Below are 23668 nucleotides of genomic sequence, written 5' to 3' on the forward strand. Positions count from 1 at the left end.
ATAAACCAGCTAAATTATCCTGACGAAATCATAGGGAACAGAGGAATCGTCTGAGATGCGTTTGTGGTTCATTTTATTGACGGCGCTATTTCTGGCTGGCTGTAGCCACCACCGGGCGCCGCCGCCGAATCCGCGGCTGGCAGATTCCATCACCGTTATCGCCAACCTAAACGAGCAGCTGCGCAACTGGCGTGGCGCACCGTACCGCTACGGCGGCATGTCGCCGCGCGGCGTGGACTGTTCCGGCTTCGTGGTGATGACCTTCCGCGACAAGTTCTCGATGCAGCTGCCGCGCGAAACGCGCGAACAGGCGGAAGTCGGCACCAAAATTGATAAAAGCGACCTGCTGCCGGGGGATCTGGTGTTCTTCAAAACCGGGTCCGGTGAGAGCGGGTTGCACGTAGGGATCTACGATACCGATAATCAGTTTATCCACGCCTCAACCAGCCAGGGCGTGACACGCTCTTCGCTGGATAACGTCTACTGGAATAAGAAATTCTGGCAGGCGCGCAGAATATAGCATCGGGTAGGTACTGTAGATGCAATGAAAGGGGAAGCGCGGGCTTCCCTTTTTTTATGTTGATAACCCTGCGGTTCACCCGTGTTAATACCTTGTTGAAGGCACTACACTGGAGACAGGAGGAACCATGACCCTGTCTTTTACTACCCACTGGCGTGATGAACTGCCGGATTTCTATACTGCGCTCGCGCCCACACCGCTGCACAATGCCCGGCTTATCTGGCATAACCCGGCGCTGGCGCAAACCCTGGGCGTCCCTGACACACTGTTCCACCCGGCGCAGGGCGCTGGCGTGTGGGGCGGCGAAACGTTACTGCCCGGCATGTCGCCGCTGGCGCAGGTCTACAGCGGCCACCAGTTTGGCAGCTGGGCCGGGCAACTGGGCGATGGCCGGGGGATCCTGCTCGGCGAGCAGCAATTGCCCGATGGTCGTCGCGTAGACTGGCATCTGAAAGGCGCCGGGCTGACACCTTATTCACGAATGGGAGACGGGCGGGCCGTACTGCGTTCAACGATTCGTGAAAGTCTGGCATCGGAAGCGATGCATGCGTTAGGGATCCCGACCACCCGCGCCTTAGCCATGGTCACCAGCGACACCCCGGTACAACGTGAAACCCTCGAGAGCGGGGCGATGCTGATGCGTATTGCCGAGAGCCACGTGCGTTTCGGCCATTTTGAGCACTTCTACTACCGCCGCGAGCCGGAGAAGGTCCAGCAGCTGGCGGATTATGTGATCCGCCACCACTGGCCAGAACTGAACGATGAAGCGGATAAGTACGTGCTGTGGTTCCGTGACGTTGTCACGCGGACGGCGACGATGATCGCCAGCTGGCAGACGGTGGGCTTTGCCCATGGGGTGATGAATACCGATAACATGTCGATTCTTGGCCTGACCATGGACTACGGTCCTTATGGCTTCCTCGATGACTTCAAACCTGACTTTATCTGCAACCACTCCGATTATCAGGGGCGCTACAGCTTCGAGAATCAACCGGCTGTTGGCCTGTGGAACCTCCAGCGCCTGGCGCAGTCGCTGTCACCGTTTATTCCGGTTGAGGCGCTGAATGCGGCATTAGATGGCTATCAGCATGCTTTGCTGACGGTATATGGCCGCCGTATGCGCGACAAACTGGGCCTGTTTAGCCAACAGAAAGGCGATAACGACCTGCTGGATGGCCTGTTTGCCCTGATGATCCACGAAGGCAGCGACTATACCCGCACCTTCCGGATGCTCAGCGTCAGCGAGCAGCACAGTGCCGCATCGCCGCTGCGCGACGAGTTTATCGACCGGGCAGCCTTTGATAGCTGGTTCGACCGCTATCGTGCGCGTTTGCGTGACGAGCAGATTGATGATGCTCAGCGTCAGCAGCAGATGCAGAGCGTCAACCCGGCGCTGGTGTTGCGAAACTGGCTGGCGCAGCGCGCCATTGAGCAAGCAGAGCAGGGCGATATGGCTGAACTGGCGCGTCTGCATCAGGTATTAACCCAGCCGTTTAGCGACCGCCAGGACGATTATGTTAATCGTCCTCCCGACTGGGGAAGGCATCTGGAGGTCAGCTGCTCGAGCTGATGCCACGCTAAGTGCCTTCTCCGCCCGGTGGCTGGAGAGGGCTTATTTGGTGAGGATCAGTTTGCCCGCATGGGTCTGGCGCAGCAGATAGTGCTGGCCGCCGTGTTCAATCACCACCCGGCCTTCCGGCCCGAGCAGGGTGCGGCTGTTTATCTTACGATCCGTCGGCACGGGGTAAGGGGCATTGTCTTTTGTTTTTTCTGCTGTGGCAGTGTTATCCATTCGCGTCATAGCACCAAAATAAAAATAAAAGCAACAATGATAATCATTATCAGTAATGTTAATTTTTACGGCAAGCGTTATTTGTGAAAACCCTGGATTTTGGGGGTGTTAGCGGGGGAATAGCGTACAACGAAGGGATGAAACAGCCCTGCCACAGAGTGGCAGGGACAGGGCAATACACTAACTACAGGCGGGTAGCGGTAGCGGCGGCCAGTTCGGCCAGCAGTCGCTCGCTGTCTTCCCAGCTCAGGCAAGGGTCGGTAATCGACTGCCCACGCGTCAGCGGCTGACCGGCAACCACCTTCTGGGTCCCTTCCAGCAGGAAGCTTTCCGCCATGATGCCGGCAATGGCGGTGGAGCCTGCACGGATCTGCTGGCAGATATCGGCACACACCTCCAGCTGACGACGGTGCTGCTTCTGGCAGTTGCCGTGGCTGAAATCCACCACTAGCTGTTCCGGAAGCGCAAACTCGCGCAGCGCCTCGCAGGCCGCGGCAAGATCTTCCGCGTGATAATTCGGCCGTTTCCCGCCGCGCATGATGATATGGCCATACGGGTTGCCGCTGGTCTGATAGATCGTCATCTGTCCCTGTTTATCCGGCGACAGGAACATATGGCTGGCGCGGGAGGCGCGAATGGCGTCAACAGCGATGCGGGTGTTGCCATCGGTACCGTTTTTGAAGCCTACCGGGCAGGAGAGCGCCGAGGCCATTTCACGGTGGATCTGGCTTTCGGTAGTACGCGCGCCGATGGCGCCCCAGCTAATCAGGTCGGCAATAAACTGTCCGGTCACCATATCGAGAAACTCGGTTGCGGTGGGGACGCCCAGCTCGTTCACCTGCAGCAGCAGCTGGCGTGCCAGTTCGATACCATGGTTTACCCGGTAGCTGCCATTGAGGTCAGGATCGGAAATTAACCCTTTCCAGCCCACCACGGTACGCGGTTTTTCAAAGTAGGTGCGCATCACGATTTCCAGCTGCGGCTGGTAACGCTCACGCATCTCCTGCAGGCGGCGGGCATAGTCCATCGCCGCGTCGGTATCGTGAATGGAGCACGGGCCGATAATCACCAGCAGGCGGCGATCTTCACCATTAAGGATCTTTTCTATCCGACGGCGGGAGGCGGCGACGTGCGCCGCAACATCGGCAGACACCGGGTGGCGCTGCGCCAGTTCCGCGGGCGTCACCAGGCTTTCAATGCGCGCGGTACGCAATTCGTCTGTTTTATTCATTGGAGTCTCAAAAATCTGTTTCTTCCGCGGCGAAAATGCCGGGAAGTGATGCGCATCACGATAAACCAATCTCTGCTTATTGCAAGAGCAGGTCATGATCCTGTATAGGCCACGGGTGATAGCATAAACATATTTTATCCAATGCACTAGCTCATTAGTACATTCTTCGATTCAGCCCCATGATGTCCATGATTTTAGTGGCAATTTCTTCAACCGAATAATTGGTACTATTCAGGCAGGGAATTTTATTCTTGCGGTACAGCGCTTCCACCTCGGTGACTTCCATCCGGCACTGGCGCATCGAAGCATAGCGGCTGTTTTCGCGACGTTCCTCGCGGATAGCGGCGAGGCGCTCCGGGTTAATGGTCAGTCCGAACAGCTTATGCTGCAACGGCTTAAGGGAGGCCGGCAGGATTAAATTATCCATATCGTCGGCGATAAACGGATAGTTCGCCGCGCGGATGCCGTACTGCATGGCCAGGTAGAGGCTGGTAGGGGTTTTACCGCAACGGGACACCCCGAGCAGAATCACCTGTGCCTGATCGAGGTTACGCAACGAAATACCGTCATCGTGGGCGAGGGTGTAGTCGATGGCCGCAATACGGGCATCGTATTTATTGAGGTTACCCGGCGTCAGGCCGTGGGTCCGATGGGCGATGGGGGTCGGGTCGAGACGCAGCTCCTGCTGTAGCGGAGCCACCAGCGCCTGCACGATATCCTGACAAAAACCCTCGCTTTGCACGATGATATCGCGAATTTCCGGGATCACGATGGAGTAGAACACCAGCGGACGGATGCCGGTCTGCTGGTAGATGGTGTCAATCTGCTCCTTGACGGCCCGCGCGCGACTGACATTTTCGACAAACGGCAGGGTAAAGCTGCTGATGGCAACAGGAAATTGCGACATCACCGCATGCCCCAGCACTTCTGCCGTAATGGCAGTACCGTCAGAAATATAAAATACGTGGCGATCTACAGCACTTTCCATTTTTGACCATCCGGTATAATGAGTTTAATTACCTGAAAGCAGATATTAAATTTAAGCATATCCCCCCTCGGCTTGTCTCATTTTAAAAATGAAACGGTATTTTTATTTTTAATGAAAAGGATGGTTCAGTTTTCTGTTTTTTCTGGATTCTGTATCAAATTGCAGCAGATTTCAGCAGAATCATTGGCTTAGGTATATTGCTGGAACTGTCCTAAAACAGGAAAAATAATTTGCTTGAACGATTCACCGTTTTTTTAAGCCGCATAAATATGTCAGGATAAATCCCGTAGTTGATCGTGAGTTTTTTATCACTGGTATTAAATCACAAAAGGATTGTCTCGATGTCCAACAATGGCTCGTCACCGCTGGTGCTTTGGTATAACCAACTCGGCATGAATGATGTAGACAGAGTTGGGGGCAAAAATGCCTCCCTTGGTGAAATGATTACGAATCTGTCCGGTATGGGTGTTTCCGTACCGAACGGCTTTGCCACCACCGCTGATGCTTTTAATCAGTTCCTGGACCAAAGCGGTGTTAACCAGCGCATCTATGAGCTGCTGGATGAAACCGACATTGACGACGTTTCCGCATTAGCGAAAGCGGGCGCCCAGATCCGTCAGTGGATCATTGACACGCCGTTCCAGAGCGAACTGGAAGACGCCATTCGTGATGCTTATCGACAGCTGTCCGCTGACAATGCCGAGGCCTCCTTTGCCGTGCGCTCCTCCGCCACCGCGGAAGATATGCCGGACGCCTCCTTCGCCGGGCAGCAAGAGACATTCCTCAACGTGCAGGGCTTTGATGCCGTGCTCGTCGCCGTGAAGCACGTGTTTGCTTCGCTGTTTAACGATCGCGCGATCTCCTATCGCGTGCATCAGGGTTATGACCATCGCGGCGTGGCGTTATCCGCCGGGGTTCAACGGATGGTGCGCTCCGACCTCGCCTCATCCGGCGTCATGTTCTCCATCGATACCGAGTCCGGTTTTGACCAGGTGGTGTTTATTACCTCCGCCTGGGGCCTCGGCGAAATGGTGGTGCAGGGGGCGGTGAACCCGGATGAGTTCTATGTCCACAAACCGACGCTGGCCGCTGGCCGCCCGGCGATCGTGCGCCGCACCATGGGGTCGAAAAAGATCCGCATGATCTATGCGCCGACCCAGGAGCATGGCAAGCAGGTACGTATCGAAGACGTGCCGCAGGAACAGCGCGACATTTTCTCGTTAACCGATGACGAAGTGCAGGCGCTGGCCGTCCAGGCGGTACAGATCGAGAAGCACTACGGCCGTCCGATGGATATCGAATGGGCGAAAGACGGCCACACCGGTGAGCTGTTTATCGTGCAGGCGCGTCCGGAAACCGTCCGTTCCCGCGGTCAGGTGATGGAACGCTATACCCTGCATGCGCAAGGTCAGGTAGTGGCTGAAGGCCGCGCCATCGGCCATCGCATCGGGGCGGGTCCGGTTAAGGTGATTCACGATATCAGTGAAATGAACCGTATCGAGCCGGGCGACGTGCTGGTGACCGACATGACCGACCCGGACTGGGAACCGATCATGAAGAAAGCTGCGGCGATCGTCACCAACCGTGGCGGGCGTACCTGTCACGCGGCGATTATTGCCCGTGAGCTGGGGATCCCGGCGGTGGTTGGTTGCGGCGACGCGACGGATCGCATTCAGGAAAACCAGAACGTGACCGTCTCCTGCGCCGAAGGTGATACCGGCTACGTGTACGCCGAGCTGCTCGATTTCAGCATCAAGAGCTCCAGCGTCGGTGAAATGCCGGATCTGCCGCTGAAAATCATGATGAACGTCGGTAACCCGGACCGTGCATTCGATTTCGCCTGTCTGCCGAACGAAGGCGTGGGTCTGGCGCGTCTGGAATTTATCATCAACCGGATGATTGGCGTACACCCGCGCGCGCTGCTGGAGTTTGATGACCAGGAGCCTGCGCTGCAGAACGAAATCCGCGAGCTGATGAAAGGCTACGACTCACCGAGAGAGTTCTACGTCGGTCGCCTGACCGAAGGGATCGCTACCCTCGGCGCGGCGTTCTATCCGAAGCGCGTAATTGTTCGTCTCTCTGACTTTAAATCTAACGAATACGCCAACCTGGTCGGCGGCGAGCGTTATGAGCCGGAAGAAGAGAACCCGATGCTTGGCTTCCGCGGCGCCGGTCGTTACGTCTCCGACAGCTTCCGCGATTGCTTCGCCCTGGAGTGTGATGCGGTTAAGCGCGTGCGTAACGATATGGGGCTGAGCAACGTCGAGATCATGGTGCCGTTCGTACGTACCGTTGCTCAGGCGAAAGCGGTGGTTGAAGAGCTGGAGCGTCAGGGACTTAAGCGTGGTGAAAATGGCCTGAAAATCATTATGATGTGCGAAATCCCATCGAATGCGTTACTGGCCGATCAGTTCCTTGAGTATTTTGACGGCTTCTCTATCGGTTCGAACGACATGACGCAGCTGGCGTTGGGTCTCGACCGCGATTCCGGCGTGGTTTCTGAGCTGTTTGATGAGCGCAACGAGGCGGTGAAAGCGCTGCTGTCGATGGCGATTCGCGCAGCGAAGAAACAGGGTAAATATGTCGGTATTTGCGGGCAGGGCCCGTCAGACCATGAAGATTTTGCCGCGTGGCTGATGGATGAGGGGATCGACAGTCTGTCCCTCAACCCGGACACCGTCGTGCAAACCTGGCTTGGCCTGGCTGAACTGAATAAATAAGCCCGGCGTTAAAACCACAAAATCCCCGTCAGTAATGACGGGGATTTTTTTTATTTTCTTTTCCTGATGCTCAACCGCATATTTGCAGTCAGTCACATAAACAGAAAAAAACAAAATATCGTAATCACGCAGTGAATTTCGACAATTGTTGCCTCGCCGGACATTCTCAATACTGATACCGCGTCATCGGATTCTGATACTAACGACTTAGTGATAAACGCTATCTTGCGTGTAAGGATAATAATGACTATCTCCTCTGTATTGACGATAAAAAATAAAATTGGTTACGGCCTTGGCGATATGGCCAGCGCGCTGGTGTGGCAAACTGCCACGCTGTTTCTGGCCTATTTTTATACCGACGTATTTGGTCTGCCTGCCGCGATTATGGGCACGATGTTTTTAGTCGTGCGGGTGGTGGATGCCGTGGTCGATCCCTGCATCGGTGCGCTGGTGGACCGTACCCAGACTCGTCACGGACGCTTTCGTCCCTGGCTGCTGTGGTTTGCGATCCCTTTTGGGGTCAGCTGCATCATCACCTTCTACGTGCCGGACGTCGGCGAAACCGGAAAAATCATTTACGCCTGCCTGACCTACACCATTCTGAGCTTTATCTATTCGGCGATTAACGTTCCGTACTGCGCGATGCCTGGCTCCCTGACCATGGACCCGCACGAACGGCATTCGCTGCAATCGTGGCGCTTTGCGTTATCGTTTATCGGCGGTCTGATTGTCACCGTGATTGCGCTGCCGCTGGTGGCTCATCTGGGGGGCGGGAATGCGCAGAAAGGCTATTTTTATGCCATGAGCCTGATGGGGCTGCTTGGCATCGTGCTTTTCTTTAGCTGCTTTTTCCTCACTCGCGAACGCTTCACCCCGCCGCGCGATACCTCCGGTTCATTAGTAAAAGACCTCAAACTGCTGGCCGGTAATAGCCAGTGGCGAATCATCTTCGTGTTTAACATTTTATTATTAACGGCTGTCGTTACACGCGGGTCGGCGACCATGTATTACGTCAAGTACGTGATGCAGCGACCGGATATGGTGTTTACGTTTATTGTCTCCGGAATGATTGCGGCTCTGCTCGGGGCATTATTATCCGAACGCTTATTGGGTAAATTCGACCGGGTCCGCGCCTATCAGTGGACGATTATTACTTTCGTCTGTTTTGCCACGGCTATTTTCTTTATTCCGGCGAATCAGGTGTGGCTGATATTTGGCGTTAACGTGGTCTTTAGCTTTATTCAGAACCTGACCACGCCGCTGCAGTGGACCATGTTCTCGGACGTCGTGGATTACGAAGAGCATCGCAGCGGTCGCCGCCTCGACGGGCTGGTCTTTTCCACGGCATTGTTCGCCATTAAGTTCGGCCTTGCGCTGGGGGGCGCGGTGGTGGGGTGGGTTCTCGGCATTGTCGACTATATCCCTAACGCCACAACCCAGTCGGCGACGGTGCTGAGCACCATTAATACCCTGTTCACCTTGATACCCGCGGTTCTGTTTATCGCGATGGCGCTGCTGCTGGTGTTCTACAAGCTCAATAGCGCCACGGCGGACAGCATTGCCCGCGATCTTATCCGTCGCCGCGAAACCACCCTCACGGACACTGCGCAACCGGCGCTGAATACCGCCTTACAGGAGTAATTGTATGACCGAAATTTATCAGGATGCCCGTCGCCCGATTCAGGAACGCGTCGCGGATTTGCTGGCGCGCATGACGCTGGACGAGAAAATTGCCCAGATGCACGCCTACTGGCTGGTGCTCGCGGAAGAGGGTGAACACCGGGAGCGCAGCGACATGAGCGACGAGTTTGCCGGCGTCAGCGCCCAGGCGTCTCTGGCCGAACGTTTAATGCTTGGGGTCGGGCAGATAACCCGTCCGCTAGGCACCCACATTGTGTCGGCGCAAAGCGGCGTACGCGCGGCCAACCGCCTGCAAAAAATGCTGGTCGAGGAGACCCGGCTCGGGATCCCGGCGCTGTTCCATGAAGAGTGCCTGGTGGGGCTGCTGTGTAAAGAGGCGACGTTGTTCCCCTCGTCGCTCAACTACGGTTCGACCTGGGACCCGGCGCTGGTGGCACGGGCGGCGCGGGAAATCGGCGCTGAAGCGCGCTCGACAGGTTGTAAGCAGGGGCTGGCGCCGGTGCTGGATGTGTCACGCGACGTGCGCTGGGGGCGCACCGAGGAGACCTTCGGTGAAGACCCGTGGCTGGTCGGAGTCATGGCCTGCGCCTATGTCGAGGGATTACAGGGGGAAAAGCGCGACCTGCTGGCAACCCTGAAGCACTACGTCGGCCACTCGTTTAGCGAAGGGGCCCGCAACCATGCGCCGGTGCATCTGGGATTTTGCGAACTCAACGATACCTTCCTGCTGCCGTTTGAGATGGCGGTCAAGCTGGCAAACGCCGGGTCAGTGATGCCGGCCTATCATGATATCGACAACCAGCCCGGTCACAGCGACCACTTCCTGCTGACCACCCTCCTGCGCGAGCAGTGGGGCTTCGACGGCATTATCGTGGCCGACTATGGCGGCGTCAGTCTGCTGCATCAGCACCACGGCATTGCCCATGATGCCGCGGAATCCGCTGCGCTGGCCTTCAACGCCGGGCTTGACGTGGAGCTGCCGAAAGATGACTGCGCGCGCCATCTACAGCAGGCGCTGGCGCGGGGGCTGATCACCCTCGAGAAAATCGATGAAATTGTCGGGCGTACCCTGACGGAGAAGTTCCGGCTTGGCCTGTTTGAACAGCCCTACACCGATGTAGCCGGCATTACCTTGCAATCACCTGCGGCCCGTCAGGCGGCGCGTGACGTGGCTACCCGTTCGCTGACGCTGCTGGAAAACCGCGGCATCCTCCCGCTGAAAGGACAGCCGAGGGTTGCGGTGGTGGGACCCACTGCCGACGATCCGCTGGCGCTGCTCAGCGGCTACAGTTTCCCGGTGCATCTGATCATCAGCGATATGGTCGATGAGGTGTCTCAGGTGACCACGCCGCTGGCGGCTCTGCGCCACACGCTGGGTGAGGCGCGGGTCAAGTACGCCAAAGGCTGCCATATCATCGAGCAGCGCATGGCGGGGGCGCCGGTGTTCCCCGGCGACAGCGGCGGCAAACCGATGCAGACTTCGCCGGTGTCGTTCGATATCAGCCTGATCCCCGATGCGGTCAGCGTGGCCCAGCAGAGCGATGTTATCGTCGCCTGCGTGGGCGATCTGGCCGGGCTGTTCCAGAGCGGAACCGTCGGTGAAGGGTCCGATACCGATAGCCTGAATCTGCCGGGCGTACAGCAGCAGCTGCTGGAGGCGCTGGTCGCCACCGGTAAACCGGTAATTGTGGTGATGACCGGCGGGCGGCCTTATCACCTGCAGGGGCTTGAGGACCACGTGGCGGCATTGCTGATGGCCTGGGCGCCAGGACAAGAGGGTGGATGGGCCATCGCCGACGTACTTACCGGGCGTGAGGAGCCGCAAGGGCGGTTGGTGGTCAGCGTGCCGAAAAGCGCCGGTGCGATGCCTTATTACTACAACCACAAGCTCAAAAGCGGCGGAACACCGTTTGCTTTCCACTTTGGCTCACGGTATCCGTTTGGCTACGGGCAAAGCTGGACCACCTTTGAGTACGGCCAGCCCGAGCTGCTGGCGTCCCAGGTGGCGTCGGACGGGGAAATCGCCCTTCAGGTGACGGTACGCAACCGCGGCGATCGTCACGGGAGTGAAGTCGTCCAGCTATACGTTCGCGATAAAGTGGCGTCGATGGTGCGTCCGCTGCAGGAGCTCAAAGCCTTCCAGCGGGTGACGATTGACGCCGGTGCCAGCGCCACGCTGACCTTCTCCGTGCCGGTCGATATGCTGAACTTCACCCGCCGTGACGGCAAGCGTATTGTCGAGCCGGGCGAGTTTGAACTGCAGATCGGCGCATCTTCGGCGGATATCCGTGGCACGGCCACCGTGACCGTACGCGGCCAGGTCCGTGAACTGCCGCAACACTGGCAGATGATGAGCCGCTGTGAAGTGAGCTAAACGTTCAGGTATTTATTCGACAGAGGCGGCCTGTGACTCTGGAAACAGGTCCGCATCAGAATCATCTGAGGCAGCAGGATAAAAAAAAGCCCATCGTGGGAGATGGGCAAAGACTACACACAGCAATTCGTTGTTTCACTCAGGGGATTTCCATGCTTATAAATCAACGTATTGATTCATAACCGTGCCCTAATAGTAGATATCGCTGATTAATGCGTCGATCGGATTCATCTCAATAGTTAAATTGGTGTGAAGTATGATTGTGAGAATGGCGGGAAATACGGCGAAGAAGGTGAAGGTTAAGGGTGTTTTTATTAGATTTTCTTATATTTAAGGCGGGTTTCCCCGCCTCATTTTTTACTTCTCGCAGCTGTTATTCACCGCATTGAGCTCTTCCAGTTCGGCGAGCACTTGATCCGGATCTTTTGGCGGCGGCGGAACCTCATGCAGCCAGGCGTCGAACAGGCGCCAGGAGACGGCGAGCAGCACTGGGCCGATAAACAAACCAATCATCCCGAAGGCGATCAGGCCCCCGATAACGCCGGAAAGAATCAGGATCATCGGCAGGTCGGCGCCCATTCGAATCAGCATCGGGCGGATAACGTTATCCATAGTGCCGACGACGCAGCTCCACACCAGCAGCACCGTGCCCCAGGTGGTATCCCCGGTCCAGTAGAGCCAGATAATCGACGGGATCAGCACAATCAATGGCCCCAGCTGCACCAGACAGGTGAAGATCATCACCACGGTCAGCAACGCGGCGTAAGGTACGCCGCTGATGGCCAGACCAATCCCGCCCAGCACCGCCTGGACCAGCGCGGTGACCACGACGCCCAGCGCCACGGCGCGAACCGCCTGACCGGCCAGCAGCACGGCCGCATCGCCGCGTTTAGCCGCCAGACGGGTGGCAAAATAGCGCAAACCGTAGGCGACCTTTTCACCCTGCCAGTACAGCAGGGCGCTGAACAGCAGCATCAGACCGCAGTACACCAGCAGCTTGCCAATATGCGCCGCCTGGCCGACAAACCAGGTGGTGGTGGTGCCGATATAGGGGCGAATCTTAGCCATAATGGCCGCGCCGCCCATATCCAGCAGGCCATGCCAGGCCGCGTAAAGTTTATTACCAATCAATGGAATACTGTTGAGCCAGGCCAGATCTGGCAGGCTGACGTTGCCGCTGGAGATGATTTTGATCAACGGCGCGCTGTTATCCACCAGGCTGTTGACCAGCAGCGCAATGGGGATCACGAACAGTAAAAACAGCAATATGGTCATCACCAGCACGGCGAGGGCACGTTTACCAAACAGCACACGCTGCAGGCGTAACAGCACCGGCCAGGTGGCAATGACGACGGTGCCTGCCCAGGCGAAAGACAGAATAAAGGGTTGTACCACCCATAAGCAGGAGATAATTATCAGGGACAAGAACAGTACCGACAGCAGAACTTGCGGTATATCCCGGGGCTGGCGATCGTTAATCATAGAGAAATTTTACCTTTCCAGTGGCGTCAAAATGCTGACGCTGCGTAAATCCATGTACTGATAATAATATCAATAATTTCACGGGCCTGATTTTGCACATAAATCTGGTGGGCGCATATGAAAAAAATGTGATAAAAAGTTGAGTGCGCTACGCAATCGTTTATACCCGTCATACTTCAAGTTGCTTGGGTGTTGGCTGCACCCGTTCACCCCAGTCACTTACCTGAGTAAGCTCCTGGGGATTCACGGCCTTGCCGCCTACAAGCAACTCGAAATATTTTGGGTATATTAGCCATACATAAAATCATCCCGGGCTCGCACACCAATGCGCCAACGAGAGGCAGTCTGAAGGATGAAGTTTATACAACACAACATAGTCAGGCAGGGTCAAGCGTTATGATCCCACAAATTTCTCAAGCACCAGGTGTCGTTCAACTGGTATTGAATTTTTTGCAGGTACTGGAGCAACAAGGATTTACCGGCGATACCGCCACAAGTTACGCCGACAGGCTAACCATGGCGACAGATAACAGCGTTTATCAGCTGCTGCCGGATGCAATATTATTTCCCCGCTCAACGGCAGATGTGGTTTTGCTGGCAAGGATCGCGGCGGAAGAACGTTTTAAATCACTGGTCTTTACCCCACGCGGCGGCGGCACGGGAACCAATGGTCAGGCGCTGAACGCCGGGATCATTGTCGATATGTCCCGCTATATGAACCGCATCCTCGAAATTAACCCTGAAGAAGGGTGGGTGCGGGTTGAAGCGGGGGTGATTAAAGATCAGCTCAACCAATATCTGAAACCCTACGGCTACTTTTTTGCCCCGGAACTGTCGACCAGCAACCGTGCGACGCTGGGCGGGATGATCAACACCGACGCCTCCGGCCAGGGATCGCTGGTATATGGCAAAACCTCAGACCATGTGCTGGGCGTTCGCTCGGTGCTGATGGGCGGCGACATTCTTGATACCCAGGCGGTCCCCGTAGCGCTGGCTGAAACGCTAAGCCAGGAGCAGTCGGCGATAGGGCGCATTTACCGGACGGTATACCAGCGCTGTAAAGCGCAGCGTCAGCTGATCATCGATAAATTCCCCAAACTGAACCGCTTCCTGACCGGCTACGACCTGCGCCACGTCTTTAATGACGATATGAGCGAGTTCGACCTGACGCGGATTCTCACCGGTTCGGAAGGGACGCTGGCCTTTATCACCGAAGCGCGCCTGGACATTACCCGCCTGCCGAAAGTGCGCCGTCTGGTAAATATCAAATATGACTCCTTTGACTCGGCGTTACGCAACGCGCCGTTTATGGTCGAGGCAAAAGCGCTGTCGGTGGAAACCGTCGACTCGAAAGTGCTTAACCTGGCGCGGGAAGATATCGTCTGGCACTCGGTCAGCGAGCTGATCACCGATGTCCCGGATAAAGAGATGCTGGGGCTGAATATTGTCGAATTTGCCGGCGATGAAGCACCGCTTATCGACGACCAGGTGACCACGCTGTGCCAGCGCCTGGATGAACTGATCGCCGCCAGCGAGGCCGGCGTCATCGGCTGGCAAGTGTGTAACGAGCTGGACGGCGTGGAGCGAATCTACGCGATGCGTAAAAAAGCGGTCGGCCTGCTGGGGAACGCCAAAGGCGCCGCCAAGCCGATTCCGTTCGCCGAAGATACCTGCGTCCCGCCGGAACATCTTGCCGACTATATCGTTGAGTTTCGTGCTCTGCTGGACGGGCACGGCCTGAGCTACGGCATGTTCGGCCACGTGGATGCCGGCGTGCTGCACGTCCGCCCGGCGCTGGATATGTGCGATCCGCAGCAAGAAGTGCTGATGAAGCAGATCTCCGACGAGGTCGTGGCCCTGACGGCAAAATACGGCGGCCTGCTGTGGGGTGAACACGGCAAAGGGTTCCGGGCGGAATACAGCCCGGCCTTCTTTGGCGAGGCCCTGTACAGCGAGCTGCGCAAAATTAAAGCGGCGTTCGATCCGCATAACCGCCTCAATCCGGGCAAAATCTGTCCGCCGGAAGGCGTGGACGCGCCGATGATGAAGGTGGACGCGGTGAAGCGCGGCACCTGGGATCGCCAGATCCCTATCGCGGTGCGCACCTCCTGGCGTGGGGCGATGGAGTGTAACGGTAACGGGTTGTGCTTTAACTTTGACGTGAAAAGCCCGATGTGTCCGTCAATGAAGGTCAGCAATCACCGTATCCATTCGCCGAAAGGGCGGGCAACGCTGGTGCGCGAATGGCTGCGCCTGCTGGCCGACCGCGGCGTTGACCCGAATCAGTTGGAGAAGGGGCTGCCGGAAAAACGCGCCAGCCTGCGTACCCTGGTGGAGCGTACCCGCAATAGCTGGCATGCGCGCAAGGGCGAGTATGATTTCTCTCACGAAGTGAAAGAGGCGATGTCCGGCTGTCTGGCCTGTAAAGCCTGTTCAACCCAGTGCCCGATTAAAATTGACGTGCCGGAGTTCCGCTCGCGTTTCCTGCAGCTCTATCACAGCCGCTATCTGCGGCCGGTGCGCGACCACCTGGTGGCGACGGTCGAGTCCTACGCGCCGCTGATGGCTCATGCGCCGAAGACCTTCAACTTCTTTATTAATCAGCCGTGGGTGCGCAAGCTTTCCGAGAAGCATATCGGCATGGTCGATCTGCCGTTACTCTCGACGCCGTCGCTGAAGCAACAAATGGTCGGGCATCGTTCGGCGAACATGACTCTGGAGCTGCTGGAAACCCTCAGCGCGGAGCAAAAAGCCAGGATGGTGCTGGTGGTGCAGGATCCGTTCACCAGCTACTACGACGCGCAGGTGGTGGCGGATTTCGTCCGTCTGGTTGAAAAGGTTGGCTACCAGCCGGTGCTGCTGCCGTTTTCACCGAACGGCAAGGCCCAGCACATCAAAGGCTTCCTGTCGCGCTTTGCCCGCACGGCGCAAAAGACTGCAGATTTCCTCAACCGCGTGGCGCAGCTGGGCATGCCGATGGTTGGCGTCGACCCGGCGCTGGTGCTGTGTTATCGCGATGAGTACAACCAGGTGCTGGGCGACAAGCGCGGCGATTTCCACGTGATGCTGGTCCACGAGTGGCTGCCCAAAGCGCTGCCGGAGACCCGCGAGCAGGATTGCAGCGGGGAAGCGTGGTATCTGTTTGGTCACTGCACCGAAGTGACGGCGCTACCCGCCGCGCCGAAGCAGTGGGCTGAGATTTTTGCGCGCTTTGGCGCGAAGCTGGAAAACGTCAGCGTTGGCTGCTGTGGTATGGCCGGGACCTATGGCCATGAGGTGAAAAACCATGCCAACTCGCTGGATATCTACGCGCTTTCCTGGCAACAGGCGATTCAGCGTTTACCGCGCAATCGTTGCCTGGTGACCGGATACTCCTGTCGTAGTCAGGTGAAGCGTATTGAAGGCAGCGGGGTTCGTCATCCGCTGCAGGCGCTGCTGGAGATTATTGGATGATTTGGAAACGTCAGACAACGCTGGAACAGCTCAACGGTATGGGCGAAGGCAACATGGTCGGGCTGCTGGATATTCATTTTGATGTCTTTACCGATGAGACTATCGAAGCCACCATGCCGGTGGATCAGCGCACGCATCAGCCGTTTGGTCTGCTGCACGGCGGGGCCTCTGTGGTCCTGGCGGAAACGCTCGGCTCGGTTGCCGGCTATTTGTGCAGTGAGGGTGAGCAAAAAGTGGTGGGGCTGGAGGTCAATGCCAACCACATTCGTTCGGTGCGCGGCGGCCGGGTGCGCGGCGTATGCCGGGCGCTCCATGTCGGCTCTCGTCATCAGGTGTGGCAGATTGATATCTCTGATGAACAGGGGCGTTTGTGCTGTTCTTCGCGGCTCACCACCGCGGTTGTCTGAGGTCATCGGCGAAGAGAGCATCTCTCTTCGCCCCACGGCGTTTAGCGCCGTTCGTTAGCCAATAAGGGGGCGTAGTTTCCCCCTTATCTTCTCGCTTCAGTTACGCGTCAGGATGCGGTCTCATCCTTGATAGTATCGCTCGGCCCATTCTTCTGCACCGAGGCAATCCCCTTTTTCGCTGCATCCTTCGAGGAATACATTTCACTGGTAGCAATGGTTTCGTGGTTATCGGCTTTGAGCAGGAAATACCACGGCTGGGACACGCTTTTCTCAGACTTTTTAATAACGTAATAACCCATCTTTAACTCCTTTGCGGATTAACAATGACCCCTTGATATGTAGACTATGATTGCTTATGCAGCAAGTCATCACTATTAAAAATATAATTCATGAATCATTCACGTTATTTATGCTACTATTTAAGAACGATATACTTGTGAGTAACATAGAGGACGGAGTTAACTATGGGTATCATTTCCTGGATCATTTTTGGTCTTATTGCCGGTATTTTGGCTAAGTGGATTATGCCAGGCAAAGACGGCGGCGGCTTTATCGTCACTATCGTTCTGGGGGTTATCGGTGCAGTTGTAGGTGGTTGGATTAGCACATTTTTTGGCTTCGGCAAGGTCGATGGATTTAATTTCGGCAGCTTTGCAGTCGCGGTCATTGGTGCATTAGTTGTACTGTTTATCTACAGAAAGATTAAAAGTTAATATCCCGTCGTCATTCATGCGTCCTCGGCGCAGGTTGCCACGAGGATAAAGATTTGTAGCACGAAGTTAGACGTAAAATAAAAAGCTGCCCTCAACACCGGCAGCTTTTTTTGTCTTCAAAGATTAGGTCAGTGAATGAATTCAGCCGCGTTCCGGCATATCAGGGACGGGAACCACTTCCACACGCACTTCATAATGTTTGGCTTTATCCGTCGGGATCAGCGGAGTCAGTTTGCTAATGGTCTCAGCCGGGTTGTCGGTGGCAACGGTGGCGGAGAATATCACCGGCTTTCTCGGCGGGAATGGTGGTAAAGGCATGGGCATCGCGCCGCGGCCCTGGGGCATATCCATCATCGGCTGACCGGCATAATGGTCGGCAGGGGCTGGACTCTCGGTTTTATCTGCCGCAAATGCGCTGGCGGCGACAACAGATACGGTGGCTAACAGAGCAATAATCGTTCTTTTCATCTTAGTTACCTCTTTAGAGTGTGCCTGGAAGCTTAGAGATAACCTGGTTGGCGAACAATCCCACGGGGGGCGAATCCTCCAAAACTCCTCATTTCATCACGAATGTGAAGTCCTGGCGGCGTACAGCGGAAAGGGGGCTAATTTAGTTCAGCAGTACGCTCATCACCAGCAGTACTACCATGCACATCGACATAATACTGATATCTATCATTCTGTACTGCGTAGCTCCGGGTGAGCAGTGACTCCGACGACATTGGGCCGAAAACTGTAGGAAATTTAAGCGGGAATTGTACATCAAGTTACCAGTAGACTAATACGCTTTAATCCAGGGTTTTGTCCGAATTTATCTGAATCGCCGCTTCATTTTTCCGGATAACTAACAATCTTCCCGACCGATGTTTATAGATTGTTCTGGTTGGTAATGGATGAAATAACCACTGAAAAACGTTATTCACAATTAATTCATTGATTTTGTTATGCCTGTTGTTCACAGAAGGTGCCATTTTCTATTTCAAAAATAGGCATTTCCGATGCATCTTTTATCTTGCGCCCGAACACCCGCTTATATCCTCATTAACTATCTATTTATCAATGCATTACGTTTGTAAATAGTCCGCTGTTAACCTGCGAGGCAGGGTCTATGCTTATAAAAAGCGCTAAAAAAGCATCAGAGCAGGGAATATCCCTTCTCCAGCTGGGTTGAAGTGATAATCGTTATCATTAACATAGCTGCATGCCCTGATGGCGCCAACCAATGAGGTAGAGCGATGGAATTAGATACTGGAACCTTCAATCCCGATGAGTTTAGCTGGCGTGGTCTGATGATGACCCCGACCGCCGCTGCCCATATTCGCGATTTGGTGACGAAGCAGCCCGACAAGCAAGGCCTGCGTCTGGGGATTAAAACCAGCGGCTGTGCCGGATTTGCCTACGTACTCGAACTGATTGCCGAACCGGCGAAAGACGATCTGCTGTTTGAACGTGACGGCGCGAAGCTGTGGGCGCCGCTGCAGGCCATGCCGTTTATCGATGGCACGGAGCTGGATTACGTCCGGGAAGGATTAAATGAAATCTTTAAGTTTCATAACCCAAAAGCGCAGCACGAATGTGGTTGCGGTGAAAGCTTTGGGGTTCAGGCGGAGTAATTATGTCTCGTAATACTGAAGCAACTGACGATGTCAAAACCTGGTCCGACGGCTCTCTGAATTATAAAGAAGGTTTTTTTACCCAACTAAAAACCGATGAGCTGGCGAAAGGCATTAATGAAGAGGTGGTGCGCGCCATCTCCGCCCGTCGTAATGAGCCCGAGTGGATGCTCGAGTTCCGCCTGCGCGCGTTTAACGCCTGGCTGGAGATGGAAGAGCCGCACTGGCTGAAAGCGCATTATGAGCAACTGAATTACCAGGATTACAGCTATTACTCCGCACCGTCCTGCGGTAACTGCGATGACACCTGCGCATCCGAGCCCGGTGCGGTACAGCAAACCGGCCCGGCGGCCTACCTGACGCAGGAGGTCGAAGAGGCCTTTAATCTGCTGGGCGTCCCGGTCCGTGAAGGGCGAGAAGTGGCGGTCGACGCGATTTTTGACTCGGTGTCGGTGGCGACCACCTATCGCGAAAAACTGGCGGAGCAGGGGATTATCTTCTGCTCGTTCGGGGAGGCTATTCACGACCACCCGGAGCTGGTGAAAAAATATCTCGGGACCGTGGTACCGAGCAACGACAACTTCTTTGCCGCGCTGAATGCGGCGGTGGCCTCTGACGGCACCTTTATCTACGTGCCAAAAGGCGTTCGTTGCCCGATGGAGCTGTCCACCTACTTCCGCATCAACGCCGAAAAAACCGGCCAGTTCGAACGAACCATCCTGGTGGCCGATGAGGGGAGCTACGTCAGCTATATCGAAGGCTGCTCGGCGCCGGTGCGCGACAGCTATCAGCTGCACGCGGCGGTGGTCGAAGTGATTATTCACAAAGACGCCGAAGTGAAATATTCCACGGTGCAGAACTGGTTCCCCGGGGATAACAACACCGGCGGGATCCTCAACTTCGTCACCAAGCGTGCGCTGTGCGAAGGCGAGAACAGCAAAATGTCGTGGACACAGTCCGAGACCGGTTCCGCCATCACCTGGAAGTACCCGAGCTGCATTCTGCGCGGTGATAACTCGATCGGCGAGTTCTTCTCCGTCGCCCTGACCAGCGGTCACCAGCAGGCAGACACCGGCACCAAAATGATTCATATCGGCAAAAACACCCGCTCGACGATCATCTCGAAAGGGATCTCCGCCGGGAAAAGCCAGAACAGCTACCGGGGGCTGGTGAAAATCATGCCCACCGCCACCAATGCGCGCAACTTCACCCAGTGTGACTCGATGCTGATTGGGCCGGACTGCGCGGCGCATACCTTCCCGTACGTTGAATGCCGCAACAACAGCGCGCAGCTTGAGCACGAAGCGACCACCTCGCGGATCGGCGAAGACCAGTTGTTCTACTGCCTGCAGCGCGGGATCAGCGAAGACGATGCTATCTCGATGATCGTCAACGGCTTCTGTAAAGACGTCTTCTCAGAACTGCCGCTGGAATTTGCCGTCGAGGCGCAAAAACTGCTGGCTATCAGTCTGGAACACAGCGTCGGCTAAGCGCCAGGCGACACGAATTAAGGGAAACAAGATGTTAAGTATTAAAAACTTGCAGGTTGCCGTTGAAGACAAATCGATCCTGCGTGGCCTGGATCTGGAAATCCGTCCTGGCGAAGTGCATGCCATTATGGGGCCGAACGGCTCCGGGAAAAGTACGCTCTCCGCGACCCTTGCCGGACGGGAAGACTATGAAGTCACCGGCGGCAGCGTGGAGTTTAAAGGCAAAGATCTGCTGAGCCTCGCGCCGGAAGATCGCGCGGGCGAAGGGATCTTCATGGCCTTCCAGTACCCGGTCGAAATCCCCGGCGTCAGCAACCAGTTCTTTCTGCAAACCGCGCTCAACGCGGTACGCGAATATCGTGGTCAGGAGGCGCTGGACCGTTTCGACTTCCAGGACCTGATGGAAGAGAAAATTCAGTTGCTGAAGATGCCGGAAGATTTACTGACCCGTTCGGTCAACGTCGGTTTCTCCGGCGGCGAGAAAAAGCGTAATGACATCCTGCAAATGGCGGTGCTGGAGCCGGAGCTGTGCATCCTTGATGAGTCCGATTCCGGGCTGGACATCGATGCCCTGAAAATCGTCTCTGAAGGCGTCAACGCGCTTCGCGACGGCAAGCGCGCGTTTATTATTGTGACGCACTACCAGCGTATTCTCGACTACATCAAGCCGGACTTTGTGCACGTGCTCTATCAAGGGCGGATCGTCAAATCCGGTGATTTTACGCTGGTCAAACAGCTGGAGGAGCAGGGCTATGGCTGGCTTACCGAACAGCAGTAACACATTGCAGCAATGGCACCATCTGTTTGAGGCGCAGGGCGCGCAGCGCACCCCAGAGGCCCGCCAGCATCTCCAGCAGGTGCTGCGTCTTGGCCTGCCGACGCGCAAACATGAAGAGTGGAAATATACGCCGCTGGAGGCGCTGTGCAACGAGACCTTCGTGGCCCTGCAGCCCGGCGACTTCAGCGCGGCGCAGCGGGACGAACGCGCGCTGGGGCTGGATGCCTGGCGTCTGGTGTTTATCGACGGACAGTTTAGCCCAGCGCTGAGCGACGATCTGGCCGGCAGTGGTTATGAGGTCAGCGTCGACAACCAGCGCCAGGGGCTCCCCGAGGCGCTACAGCCGGAAGTCTTCCTGCACCTTACCGAAAGCCTGGCGCAGACGGTGACCCGCATCCGCGTTAAACGCCATCAGCGCCCGGAAAAGCCGCTGCTGCTGATGCATGTGACGCGTGGTCTGGCGGGTGGCGAGATGAACAGCGCCCATTACCGCCACCATCTTGAGCTGGAGAGCGGTGCCGAAGCGACCATCGTCGAACACTATCTGAGCCTCGATGAACAGCGCCACTTTACCGGTGCGCGCCTGACCATGACGGTGGCGGATAACGCCCACCTGCAGCATCTCAAGCTGGCGTTTGAAAATGCCCGGAGCTATCACTTCTCCCACAATGACCTTACGCTTGGCCGTGATGCCTCGGCCTTTAGCAGCAGTTTCCTGCTCGGCGGCGCGGTGTTGCGTCACCACACCAGCACCCGGCTGCAGGGCGAGAACAGCGATCTGCGGATCAACTCGCTGGCGATGCCGGTGAACAATGAAGTGTGCGACAGCCGCACCTGGCTGGACCATCAGGTGGGCTACTGCAATAGCCGCCAGCTGCACAAGACCATCGTCAACAATAAAGGGCGGGCGGTCTTTAACGGCCTGATCAATGTCGCGAAACACGCGATTAAAACCGATGGTCAGATGACCAACAACAATTTGCTGCTGGGGCGCCTGTCTGAAGTGGATACCAAGCCGCAGCTGGAAATCTATGCCGATGACGTCAAGTGCAGCCACGGCGCCACCATCGGGCGGATCGACGACGAACAGCTGTTCTATCTGCGTTCGCGCGGTATCTCCGGGCAGGCGGCGCAGCACATGATCCTCTACGCTTTCGCCGCCGAACTGACGGAAGCGGTCGCCGATGACACGCTCAGGGCTGCCATTCTGGCGCGCATTGGCCAACGTTTACCGGAGGAATCAGCATGACATTTTCTGCCGAACGGATACGCGCGGATTTTCCGGTGCTCAGCCGGGAGGTTAACGGTCAGCCGCTGGCCTATCTCGACAGCGCCGCCAGCGCGCAAAAACCAGAGGCGGTGATTCGCGCCGAGGCGGAGTTTTATCGCCATGGCTACGCCGCCGTTCACCGTGGTATCCACACCCTCAGCGCGGAAGCCACGGCGCGGATGGAGCAGGTGCGCCAGCAGGCGGCCAACTTCCTGAATGCCCGCTCTGCAGAAGAGCTGGTGTTCGTGCGCGGGACCACCGAAGGGATCAATCTGGTGGCCAACAGCTGGGGGAATGCCAACGTTGGTGCCGGAGATAACATTATCATCAGCGCCATGGAGCACCACGCCAATATCGTGCCGTGGCAGATGCTGTGCGCCCGGGTTGGGGCAGAGCTGCGGGTCATTCCGCTCAATCCAGACGGCACCTTGCAGCTGGACGCGATCCCTGGCCTGTTCGATGATCGTACCCGGCTGCTGGCGATTACTCAGGTTTCCAACGTGCTGGGCACGGAAAACCCGCTGGCGGCCCTGATCCCGCTGGCCCATCAGCATGGGGCTAAAGTCCTGGTCGATGGCGCACAGGCGGTGATGCACCATGCGGTCGACGTTCAGGCGCTGGACTGCGATTTTTATGTCTTTTCCGGACACAAGCTGTATGGCCCCACCGGGATTGGCGTCCTGTATGTCAAAGAGGCGCTGCTGCAGGCGATGCCGCCGTGGGAAGGCGGCGGGGCGATGATTGCCACCGTCAGTCTGACCGAAGGAACCACCTGGGCGAAAGCGCCGTGGCGCTTTGAGGCGGGAACGCCCAATACCGGCGGCATTATCGGCCTCGGGGCGGCCTTCGAGTATATTAACGCGCTGGGCCTGACCCAGATTGCCGAGTATGAGCAGACACTGATGCACTATGCGCTACAGGCGCTGAAGAACGTGCCCGATCTGACCATTTATGGGCCTGACCATCGCCTGGGCGTGATTGCCTTTAACCTTGGCAAACATCACGCCTACGACGTGGGCAGCTTCCTCGATAACTACGGCATTGCGATACGCACCGGTCACCACTGCGCGATGCCGCTGATGGCGTTCTATCAGGTGCCGGCAATGTGTCGGGCATCGCTGGCGATGTACAATACGACGGAAGAGGTGGATCGGCTGGTCGCAGGACTACAGCGCATCCACACGCTATTAGGCTAA

At 56.5% G+C, this 23668-nt stretch carries 19 protein-coding genes and 1 other RNA gene; 13 read left to right on the forward strand and 7 right to left on the reverse strand.

Features of this window, described 5'->3' with window-relative positions:
* The first annotated feature begins 55 nt into the window (after nt 1-55).
* Nucleotides 56-520, forward strand: a complete 465-nt coding sequence (locus tag HF679_RS03975; protein WP_123754713.1) for a C40 family peptidase — start codon at nt 56-58, stop codon at nt 518-520.
* 127 nt (nt 521-647) lie between these two features.
* Complete coding sequence (gene selO, locus HF679_RS03980) at nt 648-2090, forward strand: protein adenylyltransferase SelO (protein WP_123754712.1); 1443 nt, start codon at nt 648-650, stop codon at nt 2088-2090.
* Between the two features lie 42 nt (nt 2091-2132).
* On the opposite strand, the gene hemP is transcribed toward selO, so the two are convergent.
* The 3 genes from hemP to HF679_RS03995 form a co-directional block, all read right to left on the reverse strand.
* Nucleotides 2133-2312, reverse strand: coding sequence for a hemin uptake protein HemP (gene hemP / locus HF679_RS03985; RefSeq protein WP_174509949.1), 180 nt, complete (start codon nt 2310-2312; stop codon nt 2133-2135).
* 184 nt (nt 2313-2496) lie between these two features.
* The gene (gene aroH / locus HF679_RS03990) at nt 2497-3543 is read right to left on the reverse strand and encodes a 3-deoxy-7-phosphoheptulonate synthase AroH (RefSeq protein ID WP_123755496.1); all 1047 of its coding nucleotides are present in this window, start codon (nt 3541-3543) and stop codon (nt 2497-2499) included.
* A gap of 154 nt (nt 3544-3697) precedes the next feature.
* On the reverse strand, nt 3698-4531 hold the full coding sequence (locus HF679_RS03995) for a pyruvate, water dikinase regulatory protein (RefSeq protein WP_123754710.1): 834 nt from the start codon (nt 4529-4531) through the stop codon (nt 3698-3700).
* 341 nt (nt 4532-4872) lie between these two features.
* On the opposite strand from HF679_RS03995, the gene ppsA reads away from it, so the two are divergent.
* From ppsA to HF679_RS04010, 3 genes are all read left to right on the forward strand, one after another.
* The gene (ppsA, locus tag HF679_RS04000) at nt 4873-7251 is read left to right on the forward strand and encodes a phosphoenolpyruvate synthase (RefSeq protein ID WP_123754709.1); all 2379 of its coding nucleotides are present in this window, start codon (nt 4873-4875) and stop codon (nt 7249-7251) included.
* Between the two features lie 243 nt (nt 7252-7494).
* Nucleotides 7495-8892 (forward strand): MFS transporter, encoded by a 1398-nt coding sequence (locus tag HF679_RS04005; protein ID WP_154145090.1) that lies wholly within the window; start codon nt 7495-7497, stop codon nt 8890-8892.
* A gap of 4 nt (nt 8893-8896) precedes the next feature.
* Nucleotides 8897-11266, forward strand: coding sequence for a glycoside hydrolase family 3 N-terminal domain-containing protein (locus HF679_RS04010; RefSeq protein WP_187042629.1), 2370 nt, complete (start codon nt 8897-8899; stop codon nt 11264-11266).
* Between the two features lie 78 nt (nt 11267-11344).
* On the opposite strand, the gene rprA is transcribed toward HF679_RS04010, so the two are convergent.
* Nucleotides 11345-11452: antisense sRNA RprA (rprA, locus tag HF679_RS04015), an RNA gene on the reverse strand.
* 171 nt (nt 11453-11623) lie between these two features.
* Entirely contained in the window at nt 11624-12748 is a 1125-nt protein-coding gene (gene ydiK, locus HF679_RS04020; RefSeq protein ID WP_123754706.1) for an AI-2E family transporter YdiK, read from the reverse strand.
* Nucleotides 12749-13144: 396 nt separating this feature from the next.
* Here ydiK and HF679_RS04025 point away from each other — a divergent pair, with 396 nt between their 5' ends.
* Together HF679_RS04025 and menI are read left to right on the forward strand one after the other, a co-directional pair.
* Nucleotides 13145-16201 carry an FAD-binding and (Fe-S)-binding domain-containing protein gene (locus tag HF679_RS04025; protein WP_123754705.1) on the forward strand — a complete coding sequence of 1019 codons (3057 nt, stop codon included), beginning with the start codon at nt 13145-13147 and terminating at the stop codon, nt 16199-16201.
* Nucleotides 16198-16608: a 1,4-dihydroxy-2-naphthoyl-CoA hydrolase gene (gene menI / locus HF679_RS04030; protein WP_123754704.1), complete on the forward strand. Its 411-nt coding sequence runs from the start codon at nt 16198-16200 to the stop codon at nt 16606-16608. Before HF679_RS04025 ends, menI begins: the two co-directional genes overlap by 4 nt.
* A 107-nt stretch (nt 16609-16715) precedes the next feature.
* Here the strand turns inward: menI and HF679_RS04035 are convergent, their stop codons facing one another.
* Complete coding sequence (locus HF679_RS04035) at nt 16716-16907, reverse strand: YegP family protein (RefSeq protein WP_123754703.1); 192 nt, start codon at nt 16905-16907, stop codon at nt 16716-16718.
* A gap of 165 nt (nt 16908-17072) precedes the next feature.
* Here HF679_RS04035 and HF679_RS04040 point away from each other — a divergent pair, with 165 nt between their 5' ends.
* Entirely contained in the window at nt 17073-17321 is a 249-nt protein-coding gene (locus tag HF679_RS04040) for a GlsB/YeaQ/YmgE family stress response membrane protein (RefSeq protein ID WP_123754702.1), read from the forward strand.
* A gap of 141 nt (nt 17322-17462) precedes the next feature.
* Here the strand turns inward: HF679_RS04040 and HF679_RS04045 are convergent, their stop codons facing one another.
* Nucleotides 17463-17789 carry a hypothetical protein gene (locus HF679_RS04045; RefSeq protein ID WP_123754701.1) on the reverse strand — a complete coding sequence of 109 codons (327 nt, stop codon included), beginning with the start codon at nt 17787-17789 and terminating at the stop codon, nt 17463-17465.
* A gap of 767 nt (nt 17790-18556) precedes the next feature.
* Here HF679_RS04045 and sufA point away from each other — a divergent pair.
* The 5 genes from sufA to sufS are packed head-to-tail and all read left to right on the forward strand — an operon-like array spanning nt 18557 to nt 23668.
* Nucleotides 18557-18934, forward strand: a complete 378-nt coding sequence (gene sufA, locus HF679_RS04050) for a Fe-S cluster assembly scaffold SufA (RefSeq protein ID WP_123754699.1) — start codon at nt 18557-18559, stop codon at nt 18932-18934.
* A 2-nt stretch (nt 18935-18936) separates the two neighbouring features.
* Nucleotides 18937-20424 carry a Fe-S cluster assembly protein SufB gene (gene sufB, locus HF679_RS04055; protein ID WP_187042630.1) on the forward strand — a complete coding sequence of 496 codons (1488 nt, stop codon included), beginning with the start codon at nt 18937-18939 and terminating at the stop codon, nt 20422-20424.
* 31 nt (nt 20425-20455) lie between these two features.
* Entirely contained in the window at nt 20456-21202 is a 747-nt protein-coding gene (gene sufC, locus HF679_RS04060; RefSeq protein WP_123754697.1) for a Fe-S cluster assembly ATPase SufC, read from the forward strand.
* On the forward strand, nt 21177-22451 hold the full coding sequence (sufD, locus tag HF679_RS04065) for a Fe-S cluster assembly protein SufD (protein WP_154145096.1): 1275 nt from the start codon (nt 21177-21179) through the stop codon (nt 22449-22451). Before sufC ends, sufD begins: the two co-directional genes overlap by 26 nt.
* The gene (sufS, locus tag HF679_RS04070) at nt 22448-23668 is read left to right on the forward strand and encodes a cysteine desulfurase SufS (RefSeq protein WP_123754695.1); all 1221 of its coding nucleotides are present in this window, start codon (nt 22448-22450) and stop codon (nt 23666-23668) included. The genes sufD and sufS overlap by 4 nt, the downstream gene beginning before the upstream one ends.

The organism is Enterobacter sp. JUb54 (assembly GCF_014298075.1).
In the GTDB taxonomy this organism is placed as follows: Bacteria; Pseudomonadota; Gammaproteobacteria; order Enterobacterales; family Enterobacteriaceae; genus Klebsiella; species Klebsiella lignicola.